The sequence below is a fragment of the Rhizobium sp. EC-SD404 genome (assembly GCF_902498825.1).
Lineage (GTDB): Bacteria > Pseudomonadota > Alphaproteobacteria > Rhizobiales > Rhizobiaceae > Georhizobium.
Map to the genome: position 1 here is coordinate 223499 of NZ_LR701459.1, position 20877 is coordinate 244375.

Consider the following 20877-nt stretch of genomic DNA (forward strand, 5'->3'; position numbering starts at 1 on the left):
GGTCGTCCGCTCAGACGAGAATGCCCTTGGTGGACGGAATGCGATCGGCAGCGCGCGGGTCGATCTCCATCGCGGACCGCAGCACGCGCGCAACCGCCTTGAAGCAAGTCTCCGCGATATGGTGGCTGTTGGCACCCGCAAGATTGGTGACGTGCAGCGTGATGCCTGCATGCTGGCTAAACGCCTGAAAGAACTCGCGCACCAGCTCGGTGTCGAAGCTGCCGATCTTTTCGGTCGGGAACGTGACGTTCCAGACGAGAAACGGGCGGCCGGAGACATCGATCGCAGCGCGGGTGAGAGCTTCGTCCATGGCGAGATCGAGCGAGGCGTAGCGGGTGATGCCCTTGCGGTCGCCGAGCGCCTTGGAAAAAGCCTGGCCGAGCGTGATGCCGGTATCCTCGACGGTGTGGTGATCGTCGATGTGCAGATCGCCCTTAGCACGCACCTCGATATCGCTCATCGAATGGCGCGCAAGCTGGTCCAGCATATGGTCGAAGAATCCGACGCCGGTCTCCATCGAGGCCCGTCCGGTGCCGTCGATGGCGACACTCACCGAGATGTCGGTTTCGTTTGTCTTGCGCGAGATGCTGGCGCTGCGCCGCTCGTTCTCGCCCCTGTCCTTCGATGCCATGCTCAAGCTCCGCCGGGAATATCGGCGCTGCATATCAGGCCACTTGTAAAGAATCCAGAACAGCCGGGCTTCCCGGCCGCCAATTGCAAAGGCTTTGGCGCTTCTTACATAAGCTCTCGAATTCCATTGGCGGCTTACGGCCGATGATCTCCGGACCAGTCGAGCCTATTCTCCCGACGTTCAAGGACTGAATTTTCATGAGCGAGCACGATCCCTACGGCACCATGCATGCAACCACGATCATTACGGTTCGCAAGGGCGGACAGGTGGTCATGGCCGGCGACGGCCAGGTCAGCCTCGGCCAGACCGTCATGAAGGGCAACGCACGCAAGGTGCGCCGGCTCGGAAAAGGCGACGTCATCGCTGGCTTCGCAGGCGCGACCGCCGATGCGTTCACTCTTCTGGAGCGGCTTGAAGCGAAGCTCGAGCAGTATCCGGACCAGCTGATGCGCGCCGCAGTCGAGCTTGCCAAGGATTGGCGCACCGACCGTTACCTGCGCCGGCTGGAGGCGATGATGCTGGTCGCCGACAAGTCGGTCACCTTGGCGATCACCGGCAATGGCGATGTGCTCGAGCCCGAGCACGGCACGATCGCGATCGGATCCGGCGGCAACTACGCTTTTGCAGCGGCACGAGCGCTGATGGACACCGACCTTGGCGCCGAAGAGATCGCGCGCAAGGCGATGGGCATCGCTGCCGATATCTGCGTCTACACCAATGGCAACGTGGTGGTGGAGCTTCTGGACGACGCGGCCTGAGATTTCTCGGCCGCTCGCTTCGCCCCACGCATTGCACAGCACAGGACATACCCTCAATGACCGTTTTTTCTCCGCGCGAGATCGTTTCCGAGCTCGACCGGTTCATCATCGGACAGAACGATGCGAAGCGCGCCGTCGCCATCGCGCTGCGTAACCGCTGGCGCCGCCAGCAGCTCGACGAGAGCCTGCGCGACGAGGTGATGCCGAAGAACATCCTGATGATCGGACCGACCGGCGTCGGCAAGACCGAGATTTCACGCCGCCTGGCAAAGCTCGCCGGCGCACCGTTCATCAAGGTTGAAGCGACGAAATTTACCGAGGTCGGCTATGTCGGCCGCGACGTCGAACAGATCATCCGCGATCTGGTCGAGGTCGGCATCGGCCTTGGACGCGAGCGCAAGCGCCAGGAGGTCAAGGCAAAGGCCCATCTTTCGGCCGAGGATCGGGTTCTCGACGCACTCGTCGGATCGACGGCTTCGCCCGCGACGCGCGATTCCTTCCGCAAGAAACTGCGTGAAGGTACGCTCGACGAGAAGGAAATCGAAATCGAGGTGGCCGACACCGGGTCGGGCATGCCGCTCGATATTCCCGGAATGCCCGGCGCCAATATCGGCGTGCTCAACCTTTCCGACATGCTCGGCAAGGCCATGGGCAAGCGCACGAAAAAGATCAAGACGACCGTCAAGCAGTCCTACCAGCAGCTGATCGAAGACGAGGCCGACAAGCTTATCGACGACGAGCAGATCGCCCGCGAAGCCGTCCGGGCCGTCGAGAATGACGGCATCGTTTTCCTCGACGAGATCGACAAGATCGCCGCCAAGAACGGCGGAATGGGCGCGGGCGTTTCGCGCGAAGGCGTACAGCGCGACCTTCTTCCGTTGGTCGAAGGTACGACCGTCGCCACCAAGTACGGGCCGGTCAAGACCGACCACGTGCTCTTCATCGCGTCCGGCGCCTTCCATGTTTCGAAGCCCTCCGACCTGCTGCCGGAACTCCAGGGACGCCTGCCGATCCGCGTCGAGCTGCAGGCGCTGACGAAGGAAGATTTTCGCCGCATCCTGACGGAAACCGAAGCGAGCCTCATCAAGCAATATGTCGCGCTCATGGGCACGGAGCAGGTCGAACTGACGTTCACGGACGACGCCATCGATGCACTCGCAGGCGTTGCCGTCGATCTCAACGCCAGCGTCGAGAACATCGGCGCCCGGCGGCTGCAGACGGTGATGGAACGCGTGCTCGATACGATCTCGTTCGAGGCGCCCGACCAGTCCGGTGCGACCTATGTGATCGACGCCGAATATGTCCGCAAGCATGTGGGCGATCTGGCGAAGAACACGGACCTGTCGCGCTACGTCCTCTAGGGGCCGACAGGCCATTGTGGCGATTTGGCACCGCGTGGATACTTTCGTTCACGCGGTGCCCTATTCCATGCCTATCTGTCTCGACATCGAGGATGGCTGATCGCTATGCATCGCCTATTCTATGAGGGCTGAAAGCGATGATTCCCGGCGGCTGGACACGTGTCTTCTGCTTGACGGTGGGGCTTCTTGTTGCTGCGCTTCCTGCGCATGCGGCCGGACGTCCGGTGCCTGAAGGAAACCGCTTCGCCGAACAGCCGGCTGTGCCTGGCGCATCGAGCCGCCGGACATCCGGGCTCAACACCACGTTCGAAGCAAAATACAGACGGATCTACGATCTGCTCGCCTCGGACGAAGGGCTTCGCACGAAGATCCGTTCGGCAGGCCGTGCCTATGGCATCGACCCTATCCACATCGTCGGCGCGCTGGTCGGCGAGCATACCTACAATGTCGACGCCTATGACCGGCTCCAGTCCTATTACGTGAAGGCCGTCGCCTATGCCGGCGAGCGCTTCTCCTTCGGCCACGATGGCGAAAACGTGCTCGCCTTCGTCGCCCGAGAGCCTTTCGCGCATTGCGCTGAACTGACCGGCTCCTATGCGCTCTGGTCCTGCCGTGAACGCGTCTGGGACAACGTCTTTCGCGGTCGCACGGTGGATGGCACGCGATACCCGAACGATCGGTTCTCGGCCGTGTTCTTCCAGCCGTTCTTTGCAGGCCAGACTTTCGGTCTCGGGCAGATCAATCCCCTGACAGCGCTGAAAATGTCGGATCGCGTCAACAAGGTCTCGGGCCATCCGAAGCTTCAGGCAGACGACCCGATCGGGGTCTACCAGGCGATCATGGATCCGGACCGGTCGCTGGCCTACATGGCGGCGATTCTCGCCTCGTCGATCGAGGTCTACGGCCGCGTTGCGAATTTCGACATTTCCACCAATCCCGGCATCACGGCCACGCTCTATAATGTCGGCGATCCCGATCTTCGCGCGGCGGTCCTCGCCCGTCGTAACGGTGGCGGGGGCCGGCATCTGCCGGAAGAAAACTATTACGGCTGGCTGGTCAACGATCGTCTCGAGGAACTGCGCACCCTCTTCCCGGAAAGCTGAGCACCTAGAGCAATTTCGCTTTTTGCGAATCGCTCCGATTCCTCTGAGTTTTTGCCGCTTTCCGAACGGTGAACCGGTTTTCGCTTCACATGGAAACGCTTTATGGCTCCACCTGATCAAGCAGCGCGCTCAAGGTGGCCAGTTCCTTTTCGTTCATCTGCGGCAGCAAATGCGCCAGACGGTTTGCGATCTCGGTCTTTTGCTGCGACAAACCACTCGTTTCGAGCTTGATCTTCGGGTCCGACAGATAGGCGAGGCGCTGCAGTTCTTCGGCCTCGTCCCAGATGATGTTGAAGTAGCCGATGACCTTCTGCACGAATTCCCAGCTGGGGCGGCCACGGTGACCGTGTTCCAACGCCGACAGATAGGCGGGAGAGACGCCGATCGCTTCAGCCATCGCACGCTGCGTGATGCAGCGTTCGGTGCGCATCCGCCGCATGGCAGCGCCGAACGGCGTCATGGCGCGGACCTGCGCTTCTTCAGGCGCAGATAGATCGCCCCCTCGCCGCCATGGCCACGCGCGGCCTGTTTGTAGCCGGACACATAGGGCCTGAAATCCGACTGCGTCAGCCAGTGGGGCACGGCACGCTTTAGGGCACCTTCGCTGCCGAACGACGCGCCCTTGCCGGTGATGACGAGGACGTGGCGCAGGTCATCCAGATAGGCCCGGCTGAGAAAGCCGAGCAGACGACCGTGCGCCGCCGATTGATCGAGCCCGTGCAGGTCGATCGTAGCGTCGATCGGCAACCGTCCGCGCGCGATCTTTCGATGCACGGGACGCTCGATCGGGTGCAGCGAAGCGGCTGGCTGTTTCGCCTTGCGGGTCTCGTCGATCGGTGATTCGCGGAACGACGCGGCGAGTGCCTTGCGCATGCCTTCCGTCACCTTGGCAGGCTGAGGCGGTTGCGCATTGGGCGCGGGCGTCTTCGGCGCAAGATCGGCGCTGCTGCCGAGCAGGGTCTCCATGCGACCCGGCATAGGACGCGCGGTCTTCGCTACCTTGTTCCACAGCGCGTTCTCGCCGCGCGTCAGCTTGCGTCCCTTGCTCATAGGCCGAGCCTCGCCACGGCCGGGCGCGGGACGAGGACGTGGAATGTTGCGGAGTGCTTGATGCTTCCCGCCTCACCACCGGCAGAAGCACCAGAGCCCGTGAAGATGTCGGCGCGCGCAGGTCCGATGATGGCCGAACCCGTGTCCTGCCCGATCATCAATCGACAGAAGGGCTTGGGCCCGTTCACATGGGCCAGGCTTCGGGCTTCGATGAAGAAAGGCGTGCCGAACGTATGGGTCTCCCGATCCACGGCGATCGACCGACCCGCCGTCAAAGGCACCTTGGCGGCGCCGATCGGGCCACGCATCGGGTCGATCTCGGGATCTTCCCGGAAGAAGATGAACGACCGGTTCTGCCAGAGGATTTCATCCAGGCGCTCGGGGTTCTCCGCCAAGCACTGCCGGATCGTATCCATCGTCACCGACCGGGCCTCGATCTCGCCAAGGTCGATCAGGACGCGGCCGATCGCCGTGAACGGATGGCCTGACTTGCCGTCGAAGGTGATCCGCGTGACCGACCCATCAGGCTCGATGAGCCGTGCCGAGCCCTGTATATGCGTGAAAAAGACGTCGACGCGGGAACGCGCCCAAGCGATTTCGAGATTCCTGCCCGCCAACGCGCCGCGTTCGATCGATCCACGATCGGCAAATTCATTTAGACCTTCCGGACCCTGCTTCGCCCACGTGATGCCGGCTGACTGAAGATCAGGCGCCTCGCCGGCTTCGAGCTGACGCAGTTCGGAGGGGCGCCTCAGAAAGGGAAAACGGTACTGCGCGTCAGGCGTGCGCGAAACCTCGACCTCGGGCTCGTAATAGCCGGTCAGGAACCCGCTGTTCTCGTCGCCAATCCGGCAGGGCACAAAGTGTTGCTCAAAGAAGCGGCGCGGCTCATCCACATCGTCGGAGAGATGATCGAGTGATGCAATTGCCGGCCTAAAATCTGCGGCATCGATGCCGAGCGTTCCGGTCCGGTAAGGCTTTTCAGAGATCTGCAGATGGAGAGCGCTCGCTCGAAATGCCGAGAGGGCGGCGCGATGATCATCGGCCGCCCACCCTGCGATATCCTCGAAACGGGCCGGATGAAGCACCGCCGGCATGGCGCCGTCAGGCGTCAGCTTCGGTGGCGATGAGCTTCCAGTTGGGGTCGCGCGACCGCGTGTCACGGGCAAAGGTCCAGACATCATTGACCTCACCGACGCTCTCGGCGTCACCGTCGACGACCTTGCCATCCTTGTCATGGGTCACGGAAATGAGCTGGCTGACAAGGCGCAGGGTCACCGCCGACTCCGATCCCTTCAGTTCCGCCTGAACGATCTCAGCCTTTTCGACGCCGACGAAGGACGATTTCACCGTCTCGCCGCGCGATTCGCGCTCGTTGATCGCTGCGACGAAGCCTTCATAAACTTCTCGGGACAAAAGATTCTTGAGCGTCTTGCGATCGCCGTCGGCAAATGCCGCCACGATCATTTCATAAGCGATCTTGGCGCCTTCGACGAACTGCTTGGGGTTGAAGGCAGGATCGGCTGCCGCGATCTCACGCAGACCGGCATTCAGGTCCGTGCCGGGCTTTGCATAGGCATCCACCGCTTCGAAGCCGCCTTCCGGGCGCGGGCTGTCGCGACGGGGCAGGCTGACGACCTTGCCATCGTCTGCGATGTCCGTGCCAACGGGCGCCTTGGCGCCTTCGCGCTTTGCATACGGATCGAATGGCTGGCGCTCATTGCCCGTTCGACGGCCGAGCACACTGCGCAGCTGCAGAAATATGATGACTGCCGCCACGAAAAAGAAAAATGTCACGAAATCAAAGGAGCCCATTGCGCCTGCTGCCGATCGGTGTGTGCCTGCCGACCCCATATAAGGCCCAAGCGGGGATCATTCAAACTCCGTACATTCAAATTGCGACATGGGGCCACCATATTGGGGCCGATTGTTGCGACGGTCGATGTATGAGGCCTGTCGAAACGGTAGTGTATCGGTGTCCACTCAAGGATCAATGGCTGTCACATGGCGTTTTCTCTCGTGCCTTTCATGCTTTTGGCCATGCCGATCGCGGAAATCTCCATGTTCATCCTCGTCGGGAGCCAGATCGGGCTTTTGCCGACGCTTGGACTGATCCTGGTCACCGCGATCATCGGGTCCGTTCTGCTGCGCGTCCAGGGCTTCGGCATCGTGCGCCGTATTTCGGAAGAGGCGCGGGCTGGTCGCGTTCCGGGGCGCGAGCTCATTCACGGCGTGATGATCGTCGTTGCCGGCATTCTCCTGCTGACACCCGGCTTCATCAGCGACACGATCGGCTTCCTGCTGTTCATTCCAGCCGTGCGGGATCTCGGCTGGCGTCTCGTCAAGGATCGGATCGTCGTCGTCGGAGCGGGCATGGCTGCCGGCATGCGGGGGCAAGCAACGCAGCCGGGCGAAGGGCCCCGGCCCCATGCCGGTCAGCCGCGCGGCCGCACCGTCATCGATCTCGACGAGGACGACTACAGCCGGGAGCCGTCGGCGGATTCGCCATGGCGGGACGACACGAACGGTCGTGGCGGCCCTAAAAGCCACTGATTGTGCGCTTTGAGTTGTCACCCGGCGGTTGAAGTGGTAGCCACGCCGGGATTTTTGAGGGCTGCCGTCGGGCAGTTCGACGGACAAACGGGGAAGAACGATGGCCGAGGAAACAAAGAATTCCGAAGGATCCGCAGCACCAGCGGCAGCCGACAAGGCAAATGGCGCGACGCCGACCTTGAACGTGGTTTCGCAGTACATGAAGGACCTGTCCTTCGAAAACCCATCCGCGCCCCGCAATGCGGGCCAGCGCGGCAAGGCGCCGGCCATCAACATCAACGTCAACGTCAACGCCAATCCGCTTTCGGAAACCGAGTATGACGTCGTCCTGACGCTCAACGCGACGGCCAAGGATGGCGAGACCGTCGTCTTCAATGCCGAGCTTGTGTATGGCGGCATCTTCCGGCTGCAGGGCTTTGCCAAGGAGCACATGCTGCCGCTGCTCTTCATCGAGTGCCCGCGCATGCTGTTCCCGTTTGCCCGCCAGATCATTGCGGACGCAACGCGCAACGGCGGCTTCCCGCCGCTGATGATCGACCCGATCGATTTCGCACAGATGTTCCAGCAGCGCATGGCCGCCGAGCGGACCCGCGCCGCGAGCGCGCCGGCACCTCAGGTCAACTGACCGAAACCATGACCAGCTTTCCCCGACCGGCCTGATCGGGGAAAGCTTTCAGAGTCATTCGCGCTTCTTCGAACCGCTCAACGACTCTCTGTTTTTTGGTTGGTCGCGTTCCGAACGGTCCACCGGTTTCCACTTCATCTGGAAACGCTCTAGCGCAAAACGCGCCACAACGCGTTCTTGCCAAGTCGCTCGACCAGGCGTGCATGCGCGGCCTGCTCGAATTCCGTCAGGCGTGGCGGCAGCGGGCGCTCGCGCACCATGACGGAGATGTCGATCTCGACCGATCTCCCTCCACCATTGCTTCCGAACTCGACTTCCAGACCAAGCGCTGTCTGACGGCCGCCGATCATCTCGATATAGACTTCGGCCAGCAGTTCCGCGTCGAGCAGTGCCCCGTGCTTGGTGCGGTGGCCATTGTCGATGTTGTAGCGACGGCAAAGCGCATCCAGCGAGTTCGGGCCCATCGGATGCCGTCGGCGCGCGAGCACCAGCGTATCAAGGATCTGTTCGCGCCCGATGGGACCGATACCGATGCGCTCGAATTCGGCATTGATGAAGCTGATATCGAATGTAGCGTTGTGGGCGATCAGCGTCGCATCGCCGAAGAATTCCTGCAATTCGCCGGCGATCTGAGCGAAAGTCGGCTTATCCGCCAGAAACTCATCGGTGATCCCATGCACCTGCAGCGCATCCGGATGCACCGGACGCCCCTGCGCATTGATGTAGACGTGGAAGCTCCGGCCTGTCGGAAAATGGTCGATGAGCTCGAGGCATCCGATCTCGATGATGCGATCGAGCCTGAAATCCAGGCCGGTCGTTTCCGTATCGAAAATGATCTCGCGCATCACGCTCTCCACCCGCGTCTCATGCGGGTTGTCCAGTCAGTTCAAGGATAATGGCCTCGACCCGCTGCTCCGTCGCGGCCAGGCCTTCGCCGGTCTCGATGATGAAGTCGGCGCGGGCGCGCTTTTCGGCATCGGGCACTTGCCGCGCAAGGATAGAGGCCAATTTCTCCTGCGTCATGCCGGGCCTGGCCAGGACGCGCGCCTTTTGCACATCTTCCGGACAGGACACCACGGCAATGCGATCGACATCGGCATCGCCGCCGCTTTCGAAGAGCAGCGGCACATCGAGAAGCACGAGGGGCTGGCCACTGGCTTTCTGCTCGGCGAGGAAGAGATCCCGCTCGCGGCGCACCAGCGGATGGACGATCGCCTCCAGTTTCTGGAGCGCTTCGCGGTTGCCGAGAACCTTTTGCGCCAACGCGACGCGGTCGATGGTGCCCTTGGCGGTCGTCGTGCCCGGGAAAGCGGCTTCCAGCATCGGCACGGCTTGGCCGGCATAAAGCTCGTGAACGACCGCATCGGAATCGAACACCGGCACGCCGCGGGCGGCGAACATCGCGGCCGTCGTCGACTTACCCATACCGATGGATCCCGTCAGACCCAGCTTGATCAATGCTTTGACTCCAGATCGGCGATCACCAGATCACGGACTTCCATGGTTACCTCGGGGCGCAGTCCAAACCAGCGTTCGAAGCCCGGAACGGCCTGGTGCAGCAGCATGCCAAGCCCATCGACGGTTCGAAGTCCCTGGGCATGCGCCTCTTTCAGAAACGGCGTCATCAGCGGCGCATAGACGATATCGGTGACCACGGCGCCAGGACGCATGGTGGTGAAGTCGATGGCGGGCACTTCCGAACCATCCAGACCCAAAGCGCTCGTGTTGACGAAAAAATCCGCGTTGAGGACGAGCGAGGAGAACTTTTCCATCCCGTGGGCGGCTGCTTTGGGACCGAAAAGGCCAGCGATCTCCCCGGCCCTTTCGACCGTGCGGTTGACGATATCGACCCGATCGAACCCGCGTTCGACCAGCGCGTCGATCACCGCACGGCTTGCGCCGCCGGCGCCGAGAACCACGGCCCGCTCACCGCGATCCCAACCTGGCGCGCGCTGATCGAGATTTGCGAGGAACCCATAGCCATCCGTGTTCGTGAGATGGAGGCGCCCGTTGACGCACCAGAGCGTGTTGCCGGCCCCGAGCCGCGCGACGTTCGGATCGATCTCATCGGCGCCACGCATGGCGGCTTCCTTGTGCGGCATCGTCACGTTGCCGCCAACGAAGCCAGCCTCCCCGCTTCTCAGGCGATCCAGAAATGCGAAGAAATCGTCCGGGGCGATGTCGAGCGCTTCATAGGAACCGGCGATGTCGTGCTTCTTCAGCCAGTGGCCGTGAATGATCGGTGACCGGGAATGCCCTATCGGGTGCCCCACGACGAAGGCGGCAGGCGGCCTTATCATCCGTCGATCGCTCCGACCCGGCGCAGCTCAGCCAGAAGCGGCAGCAATGGCAGGCCGACGATGGTGAAATAATCGCCGTCGATCTTTTCGAAAAGCTGGATGCCCTTGCCCTCGAGCTGGTAGGCGCCGACGCTTTTCAACGCGATATCGCCCACCGATGCCAGATGGCGTCCGATGAATCCGGGATCGAGGCTGCGCATCGTCATGGCCGCGGTCGACATATGACGCCACACAGCTTTGCCGTCTCGGGCAAGCACGATCGCGGAATTCAGGGAATGCGTCTTACCGGAAAGCTTCAGCAGATGGCGTCGCGCGCCTTCCATGTCCTCGGGCTTGTGGAAGACCTCGTCGTCCAGGGACAATGTCTGATCGGAACCGATGACCCAGGCACCCGGCGAGCGCTGGCTGACATCAACCGCCTTCGCTACGGCAAGCACCAGCGCGACATCTTCGGGCGTCGCACCGCTGTCGGCGAGCGGGGCCTCCAGCGCGCGCTCATCGACCTCGGCGGGCACGACATCGAAAGCCACCCCGGCGTTCTGCAGCAACTGTCGGCGAAAGGGGCTCGAAGATGCCAGAATGATGGGTGCAGCCATGGCCGAAGCAATCCTTGCAATTGATCGATGGGTCGAGCGCTAACGTGCCTTGGCGCGCAAGGCAAGAATCGCGGCGGCCGTCTCCTCGATCGACTTTCGGGTCACGTCGATCATCGGCCAGTTCCGGCGTAGGCAGAGAGAGCGGGCGTGCTTCAGTTCCTCGGCAATCGTCGCGCGGTCCGTATAGATCTCCGCATTGTACCCTTGCGCGTTGCCAAGCACGCGGTTTTGCCGGACCTGGGCGATGCGCTCGGTGGAGGCGATGAGCCCGACGATCAGCGGCTTGCGCGCCTGATCGAGCGCCGGTGGCAGCGGATTGCCGGGCACAATGGGAAAATTGGCCGTCTTCACACCGCGATTCGCCAAATAGATGCTGGTCGGCGTTTTCGACGTGCGGCTGATGCCCACGAGGACCACATCGGCTTCCTCGTAATCGGTGATGATCTGACCGTCGTCATGATCCATCGTGTAGTTCAGCGCATCGATGCGGCGAAAATACTCGGCGTTCATCACATGCTGGGCGCCCACACGGCGCCGCGACGGAGATCCCAGATAGGATTGGAACACCGTCATGATGGGTTCGAGCACCGAAACGCTCGGAACGCCCATTTCGCGGCATCTGGTATCGATCATGGTGGACAGGTCCTGATCGACGATCGTGTAGAGCACGATGCCGGGTGCGCCATCGATCGCATCGAGCACCGCGCCCAGCTGCTTGCGGTTCCGGATCAGAGGATAGACGTGCTCGAGAACCTGGGCGTCCTGGAATTGCGCAGACGCCGCGCGGCCGGCCGCCATCAGGGTTTCGCCGGTGGAGTCCGAAATCAGGTGCAGATGAAAGTAGTTTTTCGGCTGGTCCACACGATTCACTGGGGGCTGTTGATGACTGTTGATGACTTTCGGCATTCGGGCCGAGGTGCTCGCAGGCCGGTATGAAAGGCCGACTTGTCCACAATGACCTCTGTGGGGACGGCATTTGACGGTCAATGTCACGCTGCGGGGATTTGCGATACGCGTCAACAGACGATCCACAGCTTAACCAAGATCGGTCCCGAGCCGGACAGATCGCAAAGTGCTGAAATGACTTTGCTTTTTTGGATGTCCGCGTTGCAAAGCCGATCAAGTGATTCCACTGTGCGGCAAAGATGGCTCGGAGGCTTCTTGTGGAGAAGATGTTGACCAAAACTAATCCCTGGAACACACCGACTCTAAGAAGAAGAATCCATTTCAAAGAATCCTTTATTTAAGGAAGAGGAGACGCCGTGACCGACCGAAAGGTGCTGCGCGTTCTGGCAGGAGAGACGATCAGCCCACCGCCGATCTGGCTGATGAGGCAAGCAGGGCGCTATCTTCCGGAGTATCGTGAGACCCGGCTGAAGGCAGGGAGTTTTCTCGATCTCTGCTACACGCCCAAACACGCTGTCGAAGTGACGCTCCAGCCGATCAGGCGATACGCTTTCGATGCTGCGATCCTGTTCTCGGACATCCTCGTCATTCCCGATGCCTTGAAGCGTGGTGTGCGCTTCGAGGAAGGGCGAGGACCGTTGATGGAGCCGATCGATGCCGATGGCATTGCCGCTCTCACCCCGGAAGGCGTGATCGACCATCTCGCTCCCGTGTTCGAAACAGTGCGGCGTCTGAGGGCCGAATTGCCCGCCGAGACGACCCTGCTCGGTTTCTGCGGTGCGCCCTGGACGGTTGCGACCTACATGATCGCGGGGCATGGGACGCCCGACCAGGCACCGGCACGATTGTTCGCCTACCGCGAACCTGCAGCGTTCGCGCGGCTTCTGGACCTCTTGTCAGACATTTCCGCCGACTATCTCTGCGCTCAGATCGAAGCGGGCGCCGACGCGGTGCAGATATTCGATTCCTGGGCAGGCGTTCTGGGAGAAGCCGAATTCGAGGCTTTTGCCGCTCGACCGGTGCGGCGCATCGTCGACAAGGTTCGTGCCCGTCATCCCCAGGCACGGATCATCGCTTTCGCGAAAGGCGCCGGCGCACGGCTGGACGGCTATCGCAAGCGCACAGATGCGGACGCGATCGGCCTCGACTGGTCGGTACCGCTCTCCTTCGCCAAACGGCTTCAGGAGGATGGTCCGGTCCAAGGCAACCTCGATCCGATGCGTGTCGTGGCCGGTGGCAAAGCTCTGGACGAGGGCATCGACGCGATTCTCGATGTTCTCGGCAATGGACCGCTGATCTTCAATCTCGGTCATGGCATCACGCCACAGGCCGATCCTGCGCACGTGACGCAGCTCGTGGAGCGGGTGCGTGGTCGGTCCTGAGGCTGGGGCCGCCGCCGGCGCGAAGGCGCGTCGCAGGGCCTTCTCGGCCATTGCAGCGCTGCTTGTCGGCGTGGTGCTCGTTTTCTGGTGGCGGCCGGCCAATCTCGATCTGTGGATCAAGGCCGTCCACGTCGTGGCGGTGATCTCGTGGATGGCGGGCCTGCTCTATCTGCCGCGGCTTTTCATCTATCACACGGATGCCGAGATCGGCTCAGTCCAGTCGGAAACCTTCAAAGTCATGGAAGGACGGCTGCTGAAGGTGATCATGCGCCCCGCGATGATGATTTCGTGGGTACTGGGCCTGTGGCTCGCCTATTCGAGCTTTGCCTTCTCCGGCGGATGGCTGTGGGCGAAGATCGTTGCGGTCGTCGCTCTGACGGTCATCCATCTTCACTTTTTCAAAGCCTGGAAAGGTTTTGCAGCCGATCGGCGCGTGCACACCGCGCGTTATTGGCGGATGATGAACGAAGGCCCGACGCTGCTGATGATCGTCATCGTCATCCTGGTCATCGTGAAGCCGTTCTGAGCGTCTCAAGCGGTTTTTGAGCAGCCGACCTGCCCCTGAACGGCCGTGCGGCGACAAGCCGCTTGCGTGGCGGCAGGGGAATCGCTATTTTCGCGTCAACTTCTCCTCGGCATCGCGTTGACGTCCCCGGCGACAGGCTCCACGGAGCGCATACGCCTCTTCATTCCCGACGCGCCGCCCCCTCCATCATTCATTTTTCCAGTCATCTCGGATTCTCCATGCAAGAAATGAAGCTGCAAGAGCTCAAGAGCAAATCACCGACCGATCTTCTCGCTTTCGCGGAAACGCACGAAGTCGAGAACGCGAACGTCATGCGCAAGCAGGAACTGATGTTTGCCATCCTGAAAAAGCTTGCGGCGCAGGATGTCGAAATCATCGGTCAGGGTGTGGTCGAGGTTCTGCAGGACGGTTTCGGCTTCTTGCGCTCTGCCAATGCCAATTATCTGCCCGGCCCGGACGACATCTACATTTCGCCATCGCAGCTGCGTCGCTTCGCGCTCAAGACCGGCGATACCGTTGAAGGTCCGATCCGCGGACCCAAGGAAGGCGAGCGTTACTTCGCGCTTCTCAAGGTCAACACAATCAATTTCGAGGATCCCGAAAAGATCCGCCACAAGATCCATTTCGACAATCTGACGCCGCTTTACCCGGACGAGCGCTTCAAGATGGAGCTCGATGTTCCGACCTCCAAGGATCTCTCGCCGCGCGTCATCGATCTCGTCGCGCCGCTCGGCAAGGGTCAGCGCGGACTGATCGTCGCGCCGCCGCGCACGGGTAAGACTGTTCTCCTGCAGAACATCGCGCATTCGATCACGGCAAACCATCCCGAGTGCTACCTCATCGTTCTTCTGATCGACGAGCGGCCGGAGGAAGTGACTGACATGCAGCGCTCGGTGAAGGGCGAAGTCGTCTCGTCGACATTCGACGAACCGGCGACTCGTCACGTGCAGGTTGCCGAAATGGTTATCGAAAAGGCCAAGCGCCTTGTCGAGCACGGTCGTGACGTCGTCATCCTGCTCGATTCGATCACTCGCCTTGGCCGCGCCTACAACACCGTCGTCCCGTCTTCGGGCAAGGTGCTCACGGGCGGCGTGGACGCCAATGCACTTCAGAGGCCGAAGCGCTTCTTCGGTGCGGCGCGCAACATCGAAGAGGGCGGATCCCTGACGATCATCGCAACTGCGCTGATCGACACGGGCAGCCGCATGGACGAGGTGATCTTCGAAGAGTTCAAGGGCACCGGTAACTCGGAAATCGTCCTGGACCGCAAGGTCGCCGACAAGCGCATCTACCCGTCGATGGACATCCTGAAGTCCGGTACGCGCAAGGAAGACCTCCTTGTGTCTCGCCAGGACCTTCAGAAGATCTTCGTGCTCCGGCGCATCCTGGCGCCCATGGGAACAACGGATGCGATCGAGTTCCTGATCGACAAGTTGAAGCAGACCAAGAACAACGCGGACTTCTTCGACTCCATGAACACTTAGTCGGCTGACGTCCGACACTGGCTTTACGCTGTGGAGCGGTAATTGGCCGATCCCACCACGGACACGATCGTAGCTCTTTCGAGCGGCGCACTCCCAGCGGGTGTCGCCGTTCTTCGTGTTTCGGGACCCCATGTTCGATTCGTTCTCGAAACGATGTGCGGTGAGGTGCCGGAACCACGCACAACCGCGTTAAGATCGATTCGGAACCGAAATGGCGAGATGCTCGACAAGGGCCTGGTCATTTACTTTCAGTCTCCAAAATCCTTTACCGGCGAAGACTGTGCCGAATTCCAGGTACATGGCGGCCGCGCTATTGTGGCTGCGCTGCTCTCGGAACTGGCTGGACTGCCGAATATCCGCCTTGCCGAACCGGGCGAGTTCACGCGCAGGGCCTTCGAAAACGGCCGGATGGATCTGACAGAAGCAGAAGGGCTGGCTGATCTGATCGCGGCTCAGACAGAGATGCAGCGCCGCCTCGCCGTGGCGCAAGCCGACGGGGGGTTGACGAGGCTTTATGCCGGTTGGGCGCATCAACTCCTCCATGCCCGCGCGTTGGTGGAAGCTGATCTTGATTTCGCGGATGAGGACGATGTCCCGGGATCCGTCGCCGACCGGGTGTGGAGCGACTTGGAAGCGTTGCGTGATGAGATGGAGCGCCATCTTGCCTACGCGGCAATCGGCGAGCGGATCCGCGACGGCTTCAAGATCGTGATCGTTGGCCCGCCCAATGCAGGAAAGTCCAGTCTTTTGAATGCTTTGGCTTCGAGAGAAGTGGCGATCGTATCTCCGGAGGCAGGGACGACCCGCGATCTCATTTCAGTCGATGTCGATCTTGGCGGGTATGCCGCTAGCATCACCGACACCGCCGGCATCCGAGCGACGGATCATGGAATAGAACGGGAAGGCATCGCCCGTGCGAAGAAAGCTCTGATGAACGCTGATCTCGTTCTCAACCTCTCCGACAATGGCGCCTACATCGATGATGCGCCCGAAAACATCCCGCACATCTATGTAGGGACCAAGTCGGACCTGATTGATAACCGCTCGATCAAGAGCGACATTGCGATCTCTGTCGAGACGGGGCAAGGCGTAGACGGTCTGATCGCCTTGTGCAAATCAAAGCTTTCGGAATTGGCTAATGCCCCATCGATGGCGTTGCCCACGCGGCTTCGGCATCGGCAGCACCTTACCGAATCCCTCGACTACCTGGAGAGGGCTGTCACGGGCCCGGGAATGCCTATAGAATTGCGCTCCGAAGATCTTCGAATGTCTGCCGATGCACTTGGACGTATAACGGGTCGGGTCGACGTGGAAGACGTGCTCGACGTCATCTTCAGCTCGTTTTGTATCGGCAAATGACCGTGACTCACGTGAAACATCTAGGGCTTGCCGTCATGGATCAAACTACTGCTTTCGATGTCGTGGTTATCGGTGGAGGGCATGCCGGTTGCGAAGCAGCGGCCGCTTCCGCCCGCCTCGGTGCCAGCACAGCGCTTCTTACTCTTGCGGCCGACAAGATTGGCGTGATGTCGTGCAACCCAGCCATCGGCGGTCTTGGCAAGGGCCACCTCGTCCGCGAGGTCGACGCACTGGACGGGTTGATGGGCCGCGTGGCCGACCAAGCCGGAATTCAGTTCCGCATGCTGAACCGAAAGAAGGGCCCGGCAGTCCGCGGACCGCGTACGCAGGCGGATCGCAAGCTTTACAGAGAGGGCATGCAGAGTGCGTTGAAGGCGCAACAGAACCTTAGCATCATCGAGGGCGAAGCCGAAGATCTGCTGATCGTCGACGGTGAGGTGGCCGGCGTCACTTTGGCCGATGGCAGTACCATCGATTGCCGATCTATCGTTTTGACAACAGGAACGTTTCTTCGTGGCGTGATTCATATCGGCGACCGACAATTCTCCGCCGGCCGGATGAACGAGAAGCCCTCACTGGGGCTTTCCAAAACGCTGGAGCGGTTCGGCTTTCAGCTTGGCCGTCTAAAGACAGGCACGCCAGCGCGGCTGGATGGACGCACGATCGATTGGGCAGGCATCGATCGCCAGGAAGCCGATGTTCATCCGGTGCCTTTCTCATTCATGACAAACAAGATCACGGTTCCGCAGATCGCCTGTGGTGTGACACGAACGACGCAGCACACACATGACATCATCGCTGCGAACATCCAGCGTTCCGCCATGTACTCCGGCAATATTTCTTCTGTCGGGCCGCGCTACTGCCCATCCGTGGAAGACAAGATCGTTCGATTCGCTGATCGCGATAGCCACCAGATTTTCCTGGAGCCGGAAGGTCTCGATGACCATACGGTCTACCCGAATGGAATATCGACGTCGCTACCGGAGGAAGTCCAAGCGGCTTTCATCGCAACAATTCCCGGTTTGGAGAATGCCACCATTCTGCAGCCCGGTTACGCGATCGAGTACGATCATATCGACCCACGCGAGCTCGAGCAGACGCTTGAGACAAAGCGGGTTCCAGGCTTGTTCCTGGCTGGGCAAATCAACGGCACGACGGGGTACGAGGAAGCAGCGGCGCAGGGACTTGTAGCCGGCCTTAACGCTGCTCGTCGCGCCGGGGGCTCGGATGGCGTGCGGTTCAGTCGCGCTGATTCTTATATCGGTGTTTTGATCGACGATTTGACGACGAGGGGCGTTTCAGAACCCTATCGAATGTTCACATCCCGAGCAGAGTTTCGATTGTCCCTTCGTGCAGATAATGCCGACGTGCGGCTAACGCCTTTGGCGATTGATCTTGGATGCATTTCAATTGAGCGCAAGATGCGCTTCGAGACGTGGACGCTGGATCTGCTGGATGCGCGAAGCCTCTTGAGAAACACTATTCCGAGCCGGGCGGAACTTGAGGTCCTGTCGGTGGCTCCTCGCCGTGATGGAGCGCAAAAGTCGGTTTTCGATCTGTTGTCCCATCCCGATACGTCCATTGCCGAATTCTCAAAGGCCATTCCATCGCTCGGTGAGATACCCGCTAGACTTCATGAGACGCTGGAAATCGAAGCAGTCTACGCCGTATATCTTGAGCGGCAGTCCTCGGCAGCATCCCAGTTGCGTCGAGAGGAAGAGCGCTTGATCCCTGCTGATTTCGATTATTCATCGCTTCCAGGCTTGTCCAACGAACTGAAGCGAAAACTATCCCTCGCTAAGCCTCTGAGCATCGCGCATGCCAATAAGATAGAAGGTATGACACCGGCTGCGATTGCCTTGATCCTATCGAAGCTTAAGCGCCGCTTGACTGCTCAAGAGGTGCTTTCCGCTTGAAGATCGATCATAGGGCATTGGCTGTTTCACGTGAAACAGTGGACAGGCTGGCGATTCTGGTTGACTTGCTCCAGCGCTGGCAGTCGCGCATCAACTTGATTGGTCCGTCCACCGTCGATGACATTTGGGATCGTCACATTGGTGATTCTCTGCACGTGCACCGTGCACAACCAGCTCCGATTCATTGGGCGGATCTAGGATCAGGTGCGGGATTTCCAGGTCTGGTGACTGCGATCTGCTTAGCGAAGCAGGGCGCTGGGCATGTGGATCTCATCGAAAGCAACTCCAAGAAGGCAGCCTTTCTAAGGGCTGCGATTCATGCGACCGGTGCACGCGCGCGCGTTCATCCGGAGCGAATCGAGATTGCCAGCACCAAGATTGCGAAGCCTGATGCCATTTCGGCGCGTGCATTGGCATCCTTGACCGACCTTCTTCATATGACCGAAAGCTGGCTGACAAACGGAACGGTCGCTTATTTTCATAAAGGTCGGGATTATCGGAACGAGGTCGAGGCGGCGCGTGGCGCTTGGCATTTCCATCTGGTAGAACATAAGTCGGACCGAGGCGATGAATCGGTCTTGCTGGAGATCAGTGGCCTCCGTCGCCGCTGAGCGGCATTTGCGGAGATGACATGCTGAATCGGATCATCACCATCGCTAACCAGAAGGGCGGCGTCGGCAAGACGACAACCGCTATCAATCTGGCGACTGCGCTCGCTGCCATAGGCGAGAACGTGCTCGTTATCGACTTGGACCCTCAGGGAAATGCGAGCACCGGGCTTGGAATCGAGCGCAAGGAGCGCCGGCTTTCGAGCTACGACCTCCTTACGAATTCGGCCACGTTGGATGAAATCGTAGTGCCGACCGCAGTGCCGAACCTATCGATCGTGCCGTCCACGATGGACTTGCTTGGGGTCGAGATGGAAATCTCGTCAGCGTCCGATAGGGTTCTCCGCGTCAAGAAAGCCTTGCAGAGCGAAGCAGCGCGCAGATTCAGCTATGTGTTGATCGATTGCCCGCCGTCGCTGAACCTTCTGACGATCAATGCGATGGTTGCCGCTCATTCCATCCTCGTTCCACTGCAATGCGAGTTCTTTGCGCTGGAAGGTCTGAGCCAGTTGCTGGAGACCGTCGGACAAGTCCGGCAGACATTGAATCCAGCGCTCGATATCCAGGGGATCGTTCTCACCATGTACGACGCGCGAAACAATCTCGCGCAACAAGTCGTCGCCGACGTGCGGCAGCATCTGGGCGATAAAGTTTACACGACGCTCATTCCACGCAACGTTCGCGTTTCGGAAGCGCCGTCATACGGTAAGCCGGCTATCATTTATGATCTCAAATGCGCCGGTAGCCAAGCCTATCTTCAGTTGGCCTCCGAGGTCATCCAACGCGAGCGTCGGCGCCGCGCCGCCTGATCGGCTGATTGTCCAAGGAAGACATGATGAGTGAAGACACTTCAAAGAGACGCCTCGGCCGTGGATTGGCAGCGCTGATCGGGGAAATGGATCAGCCGGAAACTTCAGCGCCATCGCGCGCCAAGGCCGACAGTTTCGTACCGATCGAGCATGTGACGCCGAACCCGAACAACCCTCGTCGCCAATTCGATCCGGATGATCTCAAAGATCTTGCCGCATCGATCAGCCAGCATGGTGTCGTGCAGCCCGTCGTCGTGCGTACACGTGGGGCAGGGCGCTACGAGATCATCGCCGGTGAACGACGCTGGCGCGCATCGCAGCAGGCGGGACTCGTCGAGATTCCGGTCATCATTCGCGACGTCGACGACCGCACGGCTCTCGAACTCGCCATCGTCGAAAACGTCCAGCGTGCCGATCTCAATCCGTTGGAAGAAGCGCAGGGATATCAGCAGCTTATCGTCGAACACGGGTATACGCAGAACGATCTCGGAGACATCATCGGCAAGAGCCGGAGCCATGTGGCCAATAGCCTGCGGCTCTTGAAACTGCCTGAAGTGGTTCGATCCATGCTAGCCGGCGGCCAGTTGTCGTCCGGTCATGCCCGTGCCATCGCAGCCACATCAGACCCAACCAAATTTGCCCGTGAGATCGTGAGCAAGGGTCTGTCTGTGCGTGACGCCGAAAGGCTCGCGCAAAAGGATGCCGAGGCCGGTGGTGTCGAGAGTGAGCCGTCCCGCGCGGCTGCATCCAAGGATGCCGACACGCTTGCGCTCGAGCAATCGTTGTCTAACGTGTTGGGACTGAAGGTCGAAGTCAGCCACAAGACCCGCGGCGGCCATATCCGCATCGACTATAAGTCGCTGGATCAGCTGGATGAGCTCTGCCGGCTGCTGGGTGCCAGAAACTAATT

General features: G+C 60.5%; 23 protein-coding genes. 13 read left to right on the plus strand and 10 right to left on the minus strand.

Annotated elements, in window-relative coordinates; genetic code table 11:
- Positions 1–10: 10 nt before the first annotated feature.
- On the minus strand, positions 11–631 hold the full coding sequence (gene hisB, locus GC125_RS02120) for an imidazoleglycerol-phosphate dehydratase HisB (RefSeq protein WP_151983685.1): 621 nt from the start codon (positions 629–631) through the stop codon (positions 11–13).
- Between the two features lie 197 nt (positions 632–828).
- Between hisB and hslV the strand changes: the two genes are divergently transcribed.
- The 3 genes from hslV (at position 829) to GC125_RS02135 (ending at position 3853) form a co-directional block, all read left to right on the plus strand.
- Entirely contained in the window at positions 829–1389 is a 561-nt protein-coding gene (gene hslV, locus GC125_RS02125; protein ID WP_151983687.1) for an ATP-dependent protease subunit HslV, read from the plus strand.
- Positions 1390–1445: 56 nt separating this feature from the next.
- Positions 1446–2750 carry an ATP-dependent protease ATPase subunit HslU gene (gene hslU / locus GC125_RS02130; RefSeq protein WP_151983689.1) on the plus strand — a complete coding sequence of 435 codons (1305 nt, stop codon included), beginning with the start codon at positions 1446–1448 and terminating at the stop codon, positions 2748–2750.
- Between the two features lie 137 nt (positions 2751–2887).
- The gene (locus tag GC125_RS02135) at positions 2888–3853 is read left to right on the plus strand and encodes a DUF1402 family protein (RefSeq protein WP_151983691.1); all 966 of its coding nucleotides are present in this window, start codon (positions 2888–2890) and stop codon (positions 3851–3853) included.
- 100 nt (positions 3854–3953) lie between these two features.
- Here the strand turns inward: GC125_RS02135 and GC125_RS02140 are convergent, their stop codons facing one another.
- From GC125_RS02140 to GC125_RS02155, 4 genes are read right to left on the minus strand one after another with little or no spacing between them, the layout of a single operon-like run.
- Complete coding sequence (locus tag GC125_RS02140; RefSeq protein WP_151983693.1) at positions 3954–4313, minus strand: helix-turn-helix domain-containing protein; 360 nt, start codon at positions 4311–4313, stop codon at positions 3954–3956.
- A complete protein-coding gene (locus tag GC125_RS02145) occupies positions 4310–4903 on the minus strand; it encodes a Smr/MutS family protein (protein ID WP_151983695.1) in 594 nt (197 codons plus the stop codon). Before GC125_RS02145 ends, GC125_RS02140 begins: the two co-directional genes overlap by 4 nt.
- Positions 4900–6000: a murein transglycosylase A gene (mltA, locus tag GC125_RS02150; protein ID WP_151983697.1), complete on the minus strand. Its 1101-nt coding sequence runs from the start codon at positions 5998–6000 to the stop codon at positions 4900–4902. Before mltA ends, GC125_RS02145 begins: the two co-directional genes overlap by 4 nt.
- A gap of 7 nt (positions 6001–6007) precedes the next feature.
- The gene (locus tag GC125_RS02155) at positions 6008–6718 is read right to left on the minus strand and encodes a Tim44/TimA family putative adaptor protein (protein ID WP_151983699.1); all 711 of its coding nucleotides are present in this window, start codon (positions 6716–6718) and stop codon (positions 6008–6010) included.
- A gap of 189 nt (positions 6719–6907) precedes the next feature.
- Here GC125_RS02155 and GC125_RS02160 point away from each other — a divergent pair, with 189 nt between their 5' ends.
- Entirely contained in the window at positions 6908–7456 is a 549-nt protein-coding gene (locus tag GC125_RS02160) for an FxsA family protein (protein ID WP_151983701.1), read from the plus strand.
- Positions 7457–7556: 100 nt separating this feature from the next.
- Positions 7557–8081, plus strand: coding sequence for a protein-export chaperone SecB (gene secB, locus GC125_RS02165; RefSeq protein WP_151983703.1), 525 nt, complete (start codon positions 7557–7559; stop codon positions 8079–8081).
- Positions 8082–8230: 149 nt separating this feature from the next.
- Here secB and dnaQ read toward each other — a convergent pair whose 3' ends face one another.
- From dnaQ to GC125_RS02190, 5 genes are read right to left on the minus strand one after another with little or no spacing between them, the layout of a single operon-like run.
- A complete protein-coding gene (dnaQ, locus tag GC125_RS02170) occupies positions 8231–8926 on the minus strand; it encodes a DNA polymerase III subunit epsilon (protein WP_151983705.1) in 696 nt (231 codons plus the stop codon).
- 19 nt (positions 8927–8945) lie between these two features.
- A complete protein-coding gene (gene coaE / locus GC125_RS02175) occupies positions 8946–9539 on the minus strand; it encodes a dephospho-CoA kinase (RefSeq protein WP_151983707.1) in 594 nt (197 codons plus the stop codon).
- Positions 9536–10381 carry a shikimate dehydrogenase gene (locus GC125_RS02180; RefSeq protein ID WP_151983709.1) on the minus strand — a complete coding sequence of 282 codons (846 nt, stop codon included), beginning with the start codon at positions 10379–10381 and terminating at the stop codon, positions 9536–9538. The genes coaE and GC125_RS02180 overlap by 4 nt, the downstream gene beginning before the upstream one ends.
- Complete coding sequence (locus tag GC125_RS02185; protein WP_151983711.1) at positions 10378–10977, minus strand: Maf-like protein; 600 nt, start codon at positions 10975–10977, stop codon at positions 10378–10380. Before GC125_RS02185 ends, GC125_RS02180 begins: the two co-directional genes overlap by 4 nt.
- 39 nt (positions 10978–11016) lie before the next feature.
- Entirely contained in the window at positions 11017–11883 is an 867-nt protein-coding gene (locus GC125_RS02190; protein WP_502706026.1) for a pyruvate, water dikinase regulatory protein, read from the minus strand.
- Between the two features lie 374 nt (positions 11884–12257).
- Here GC125_RS02190 and hemE point away from each other — a divergent pair, with 374 nt between their 5' ends.
- The 8 genes from hemE (at position 12258) to GC125_RS02230 (ending at position 20875) form a co-directional block, all read left to right on the plus strand.
- A complete protein-coding gene (gene hemE / locus GC125_RS02195) occupies positions 12258–13265 on the plus strand; it encodes a uroporphyrinogen decarboxylase (protein WP_199864666.1) in 1008 nt (335 codons plus the stop codon).
- Positions 13252–13791, plus strand: a complete 540-nt coding sequence (gene hemJ, locus GC125_RS02200; RefSeq protein WP_151983715.1) for a protoporphyrinogen oxidase HemJ — start codon at positions 13252–13254, stop codon at positions 13789–13791. The genes hemE and hemJ overlap by 14 nt, the downstream gene beginning before the upstream one ends.
- Before the next feature lie 218 nt (positions 13792–14009).
- Positions 14010–15275: a transcription termination factor Rho gene (gene rho / locus GC125_RS02205; protein WP_126007388.1), complete on the plus strand. Its 1266-nt coding sequence runs from the start codon at positions 14010–14012 to the stop codon at positions 15273–15275.
- A 42-nt stretch (positions 15276–15317) separates the two neighbouring features.
- The gene (gene mnmE, locus GC125_RS02210; protein WP_151983717.1) at positions 15318–16634 is read left to right on the plus strand and encodes a tRNA uridine-5-carboxymethylaminomethyl(34) synthesis GTPase MnmE; all 1317 of its coding nucleotides are present in this window, start codon (positions 15318–15320) and stop codon (positions 16632–16634) included.
- A 35-nt stretch (positions 16635–16669) separates the two neighbouring features.
- Positions 16670–18550, plus strand: coding sequence for a tRNA uridine-5-carboxymethylaminomethyl(34) synthesis enzyme MnmG (gene mnmG, locus GC125_RS02215; RefSeq protein ID WP_151983719.1), 1881 nt, complete (start codon positions 16670–16672; stop codon positions 18548–18550).
- Between the two features lie 2 nt (positions 18551–18552).
- Positions 18553–19161: a 16S rRNA (guanine(527)-N(7))-methyltransferase RsmG gene (gene rsmG / locus GC125_RS02220; RefSeq protein ID WP_199864667.1), complete on the plus strand. Its 609-nt coding sequence runs from the start codon at positions 18553–18555 to the stop codon at positions 19159–19161.
- Between the two features lie 20 nt (positions 19162–19181).
- Entirely contained in the window at positions 19182–19967 is a 786-nt protein-coding gene (locus GC125_RS02225) for a ParA family protein (protein ID WP_151983723.1), read from the plus strand.
- 26 nt (positions 19968–19993) lie between these two features.
- On the plus strand, positions 19994–20875 hold the full coding sequence (locus GC125_RS02230) for a ParB/RepB/Spo0J family partition protein (protein WP_151983725.1): 882 nt from the start codon (positions 19994–19996) through the stop codon (positions 20873–20875).
- The last annotated feature ends 2 nt before the right edge of the window (positions 20876–20877 follow it).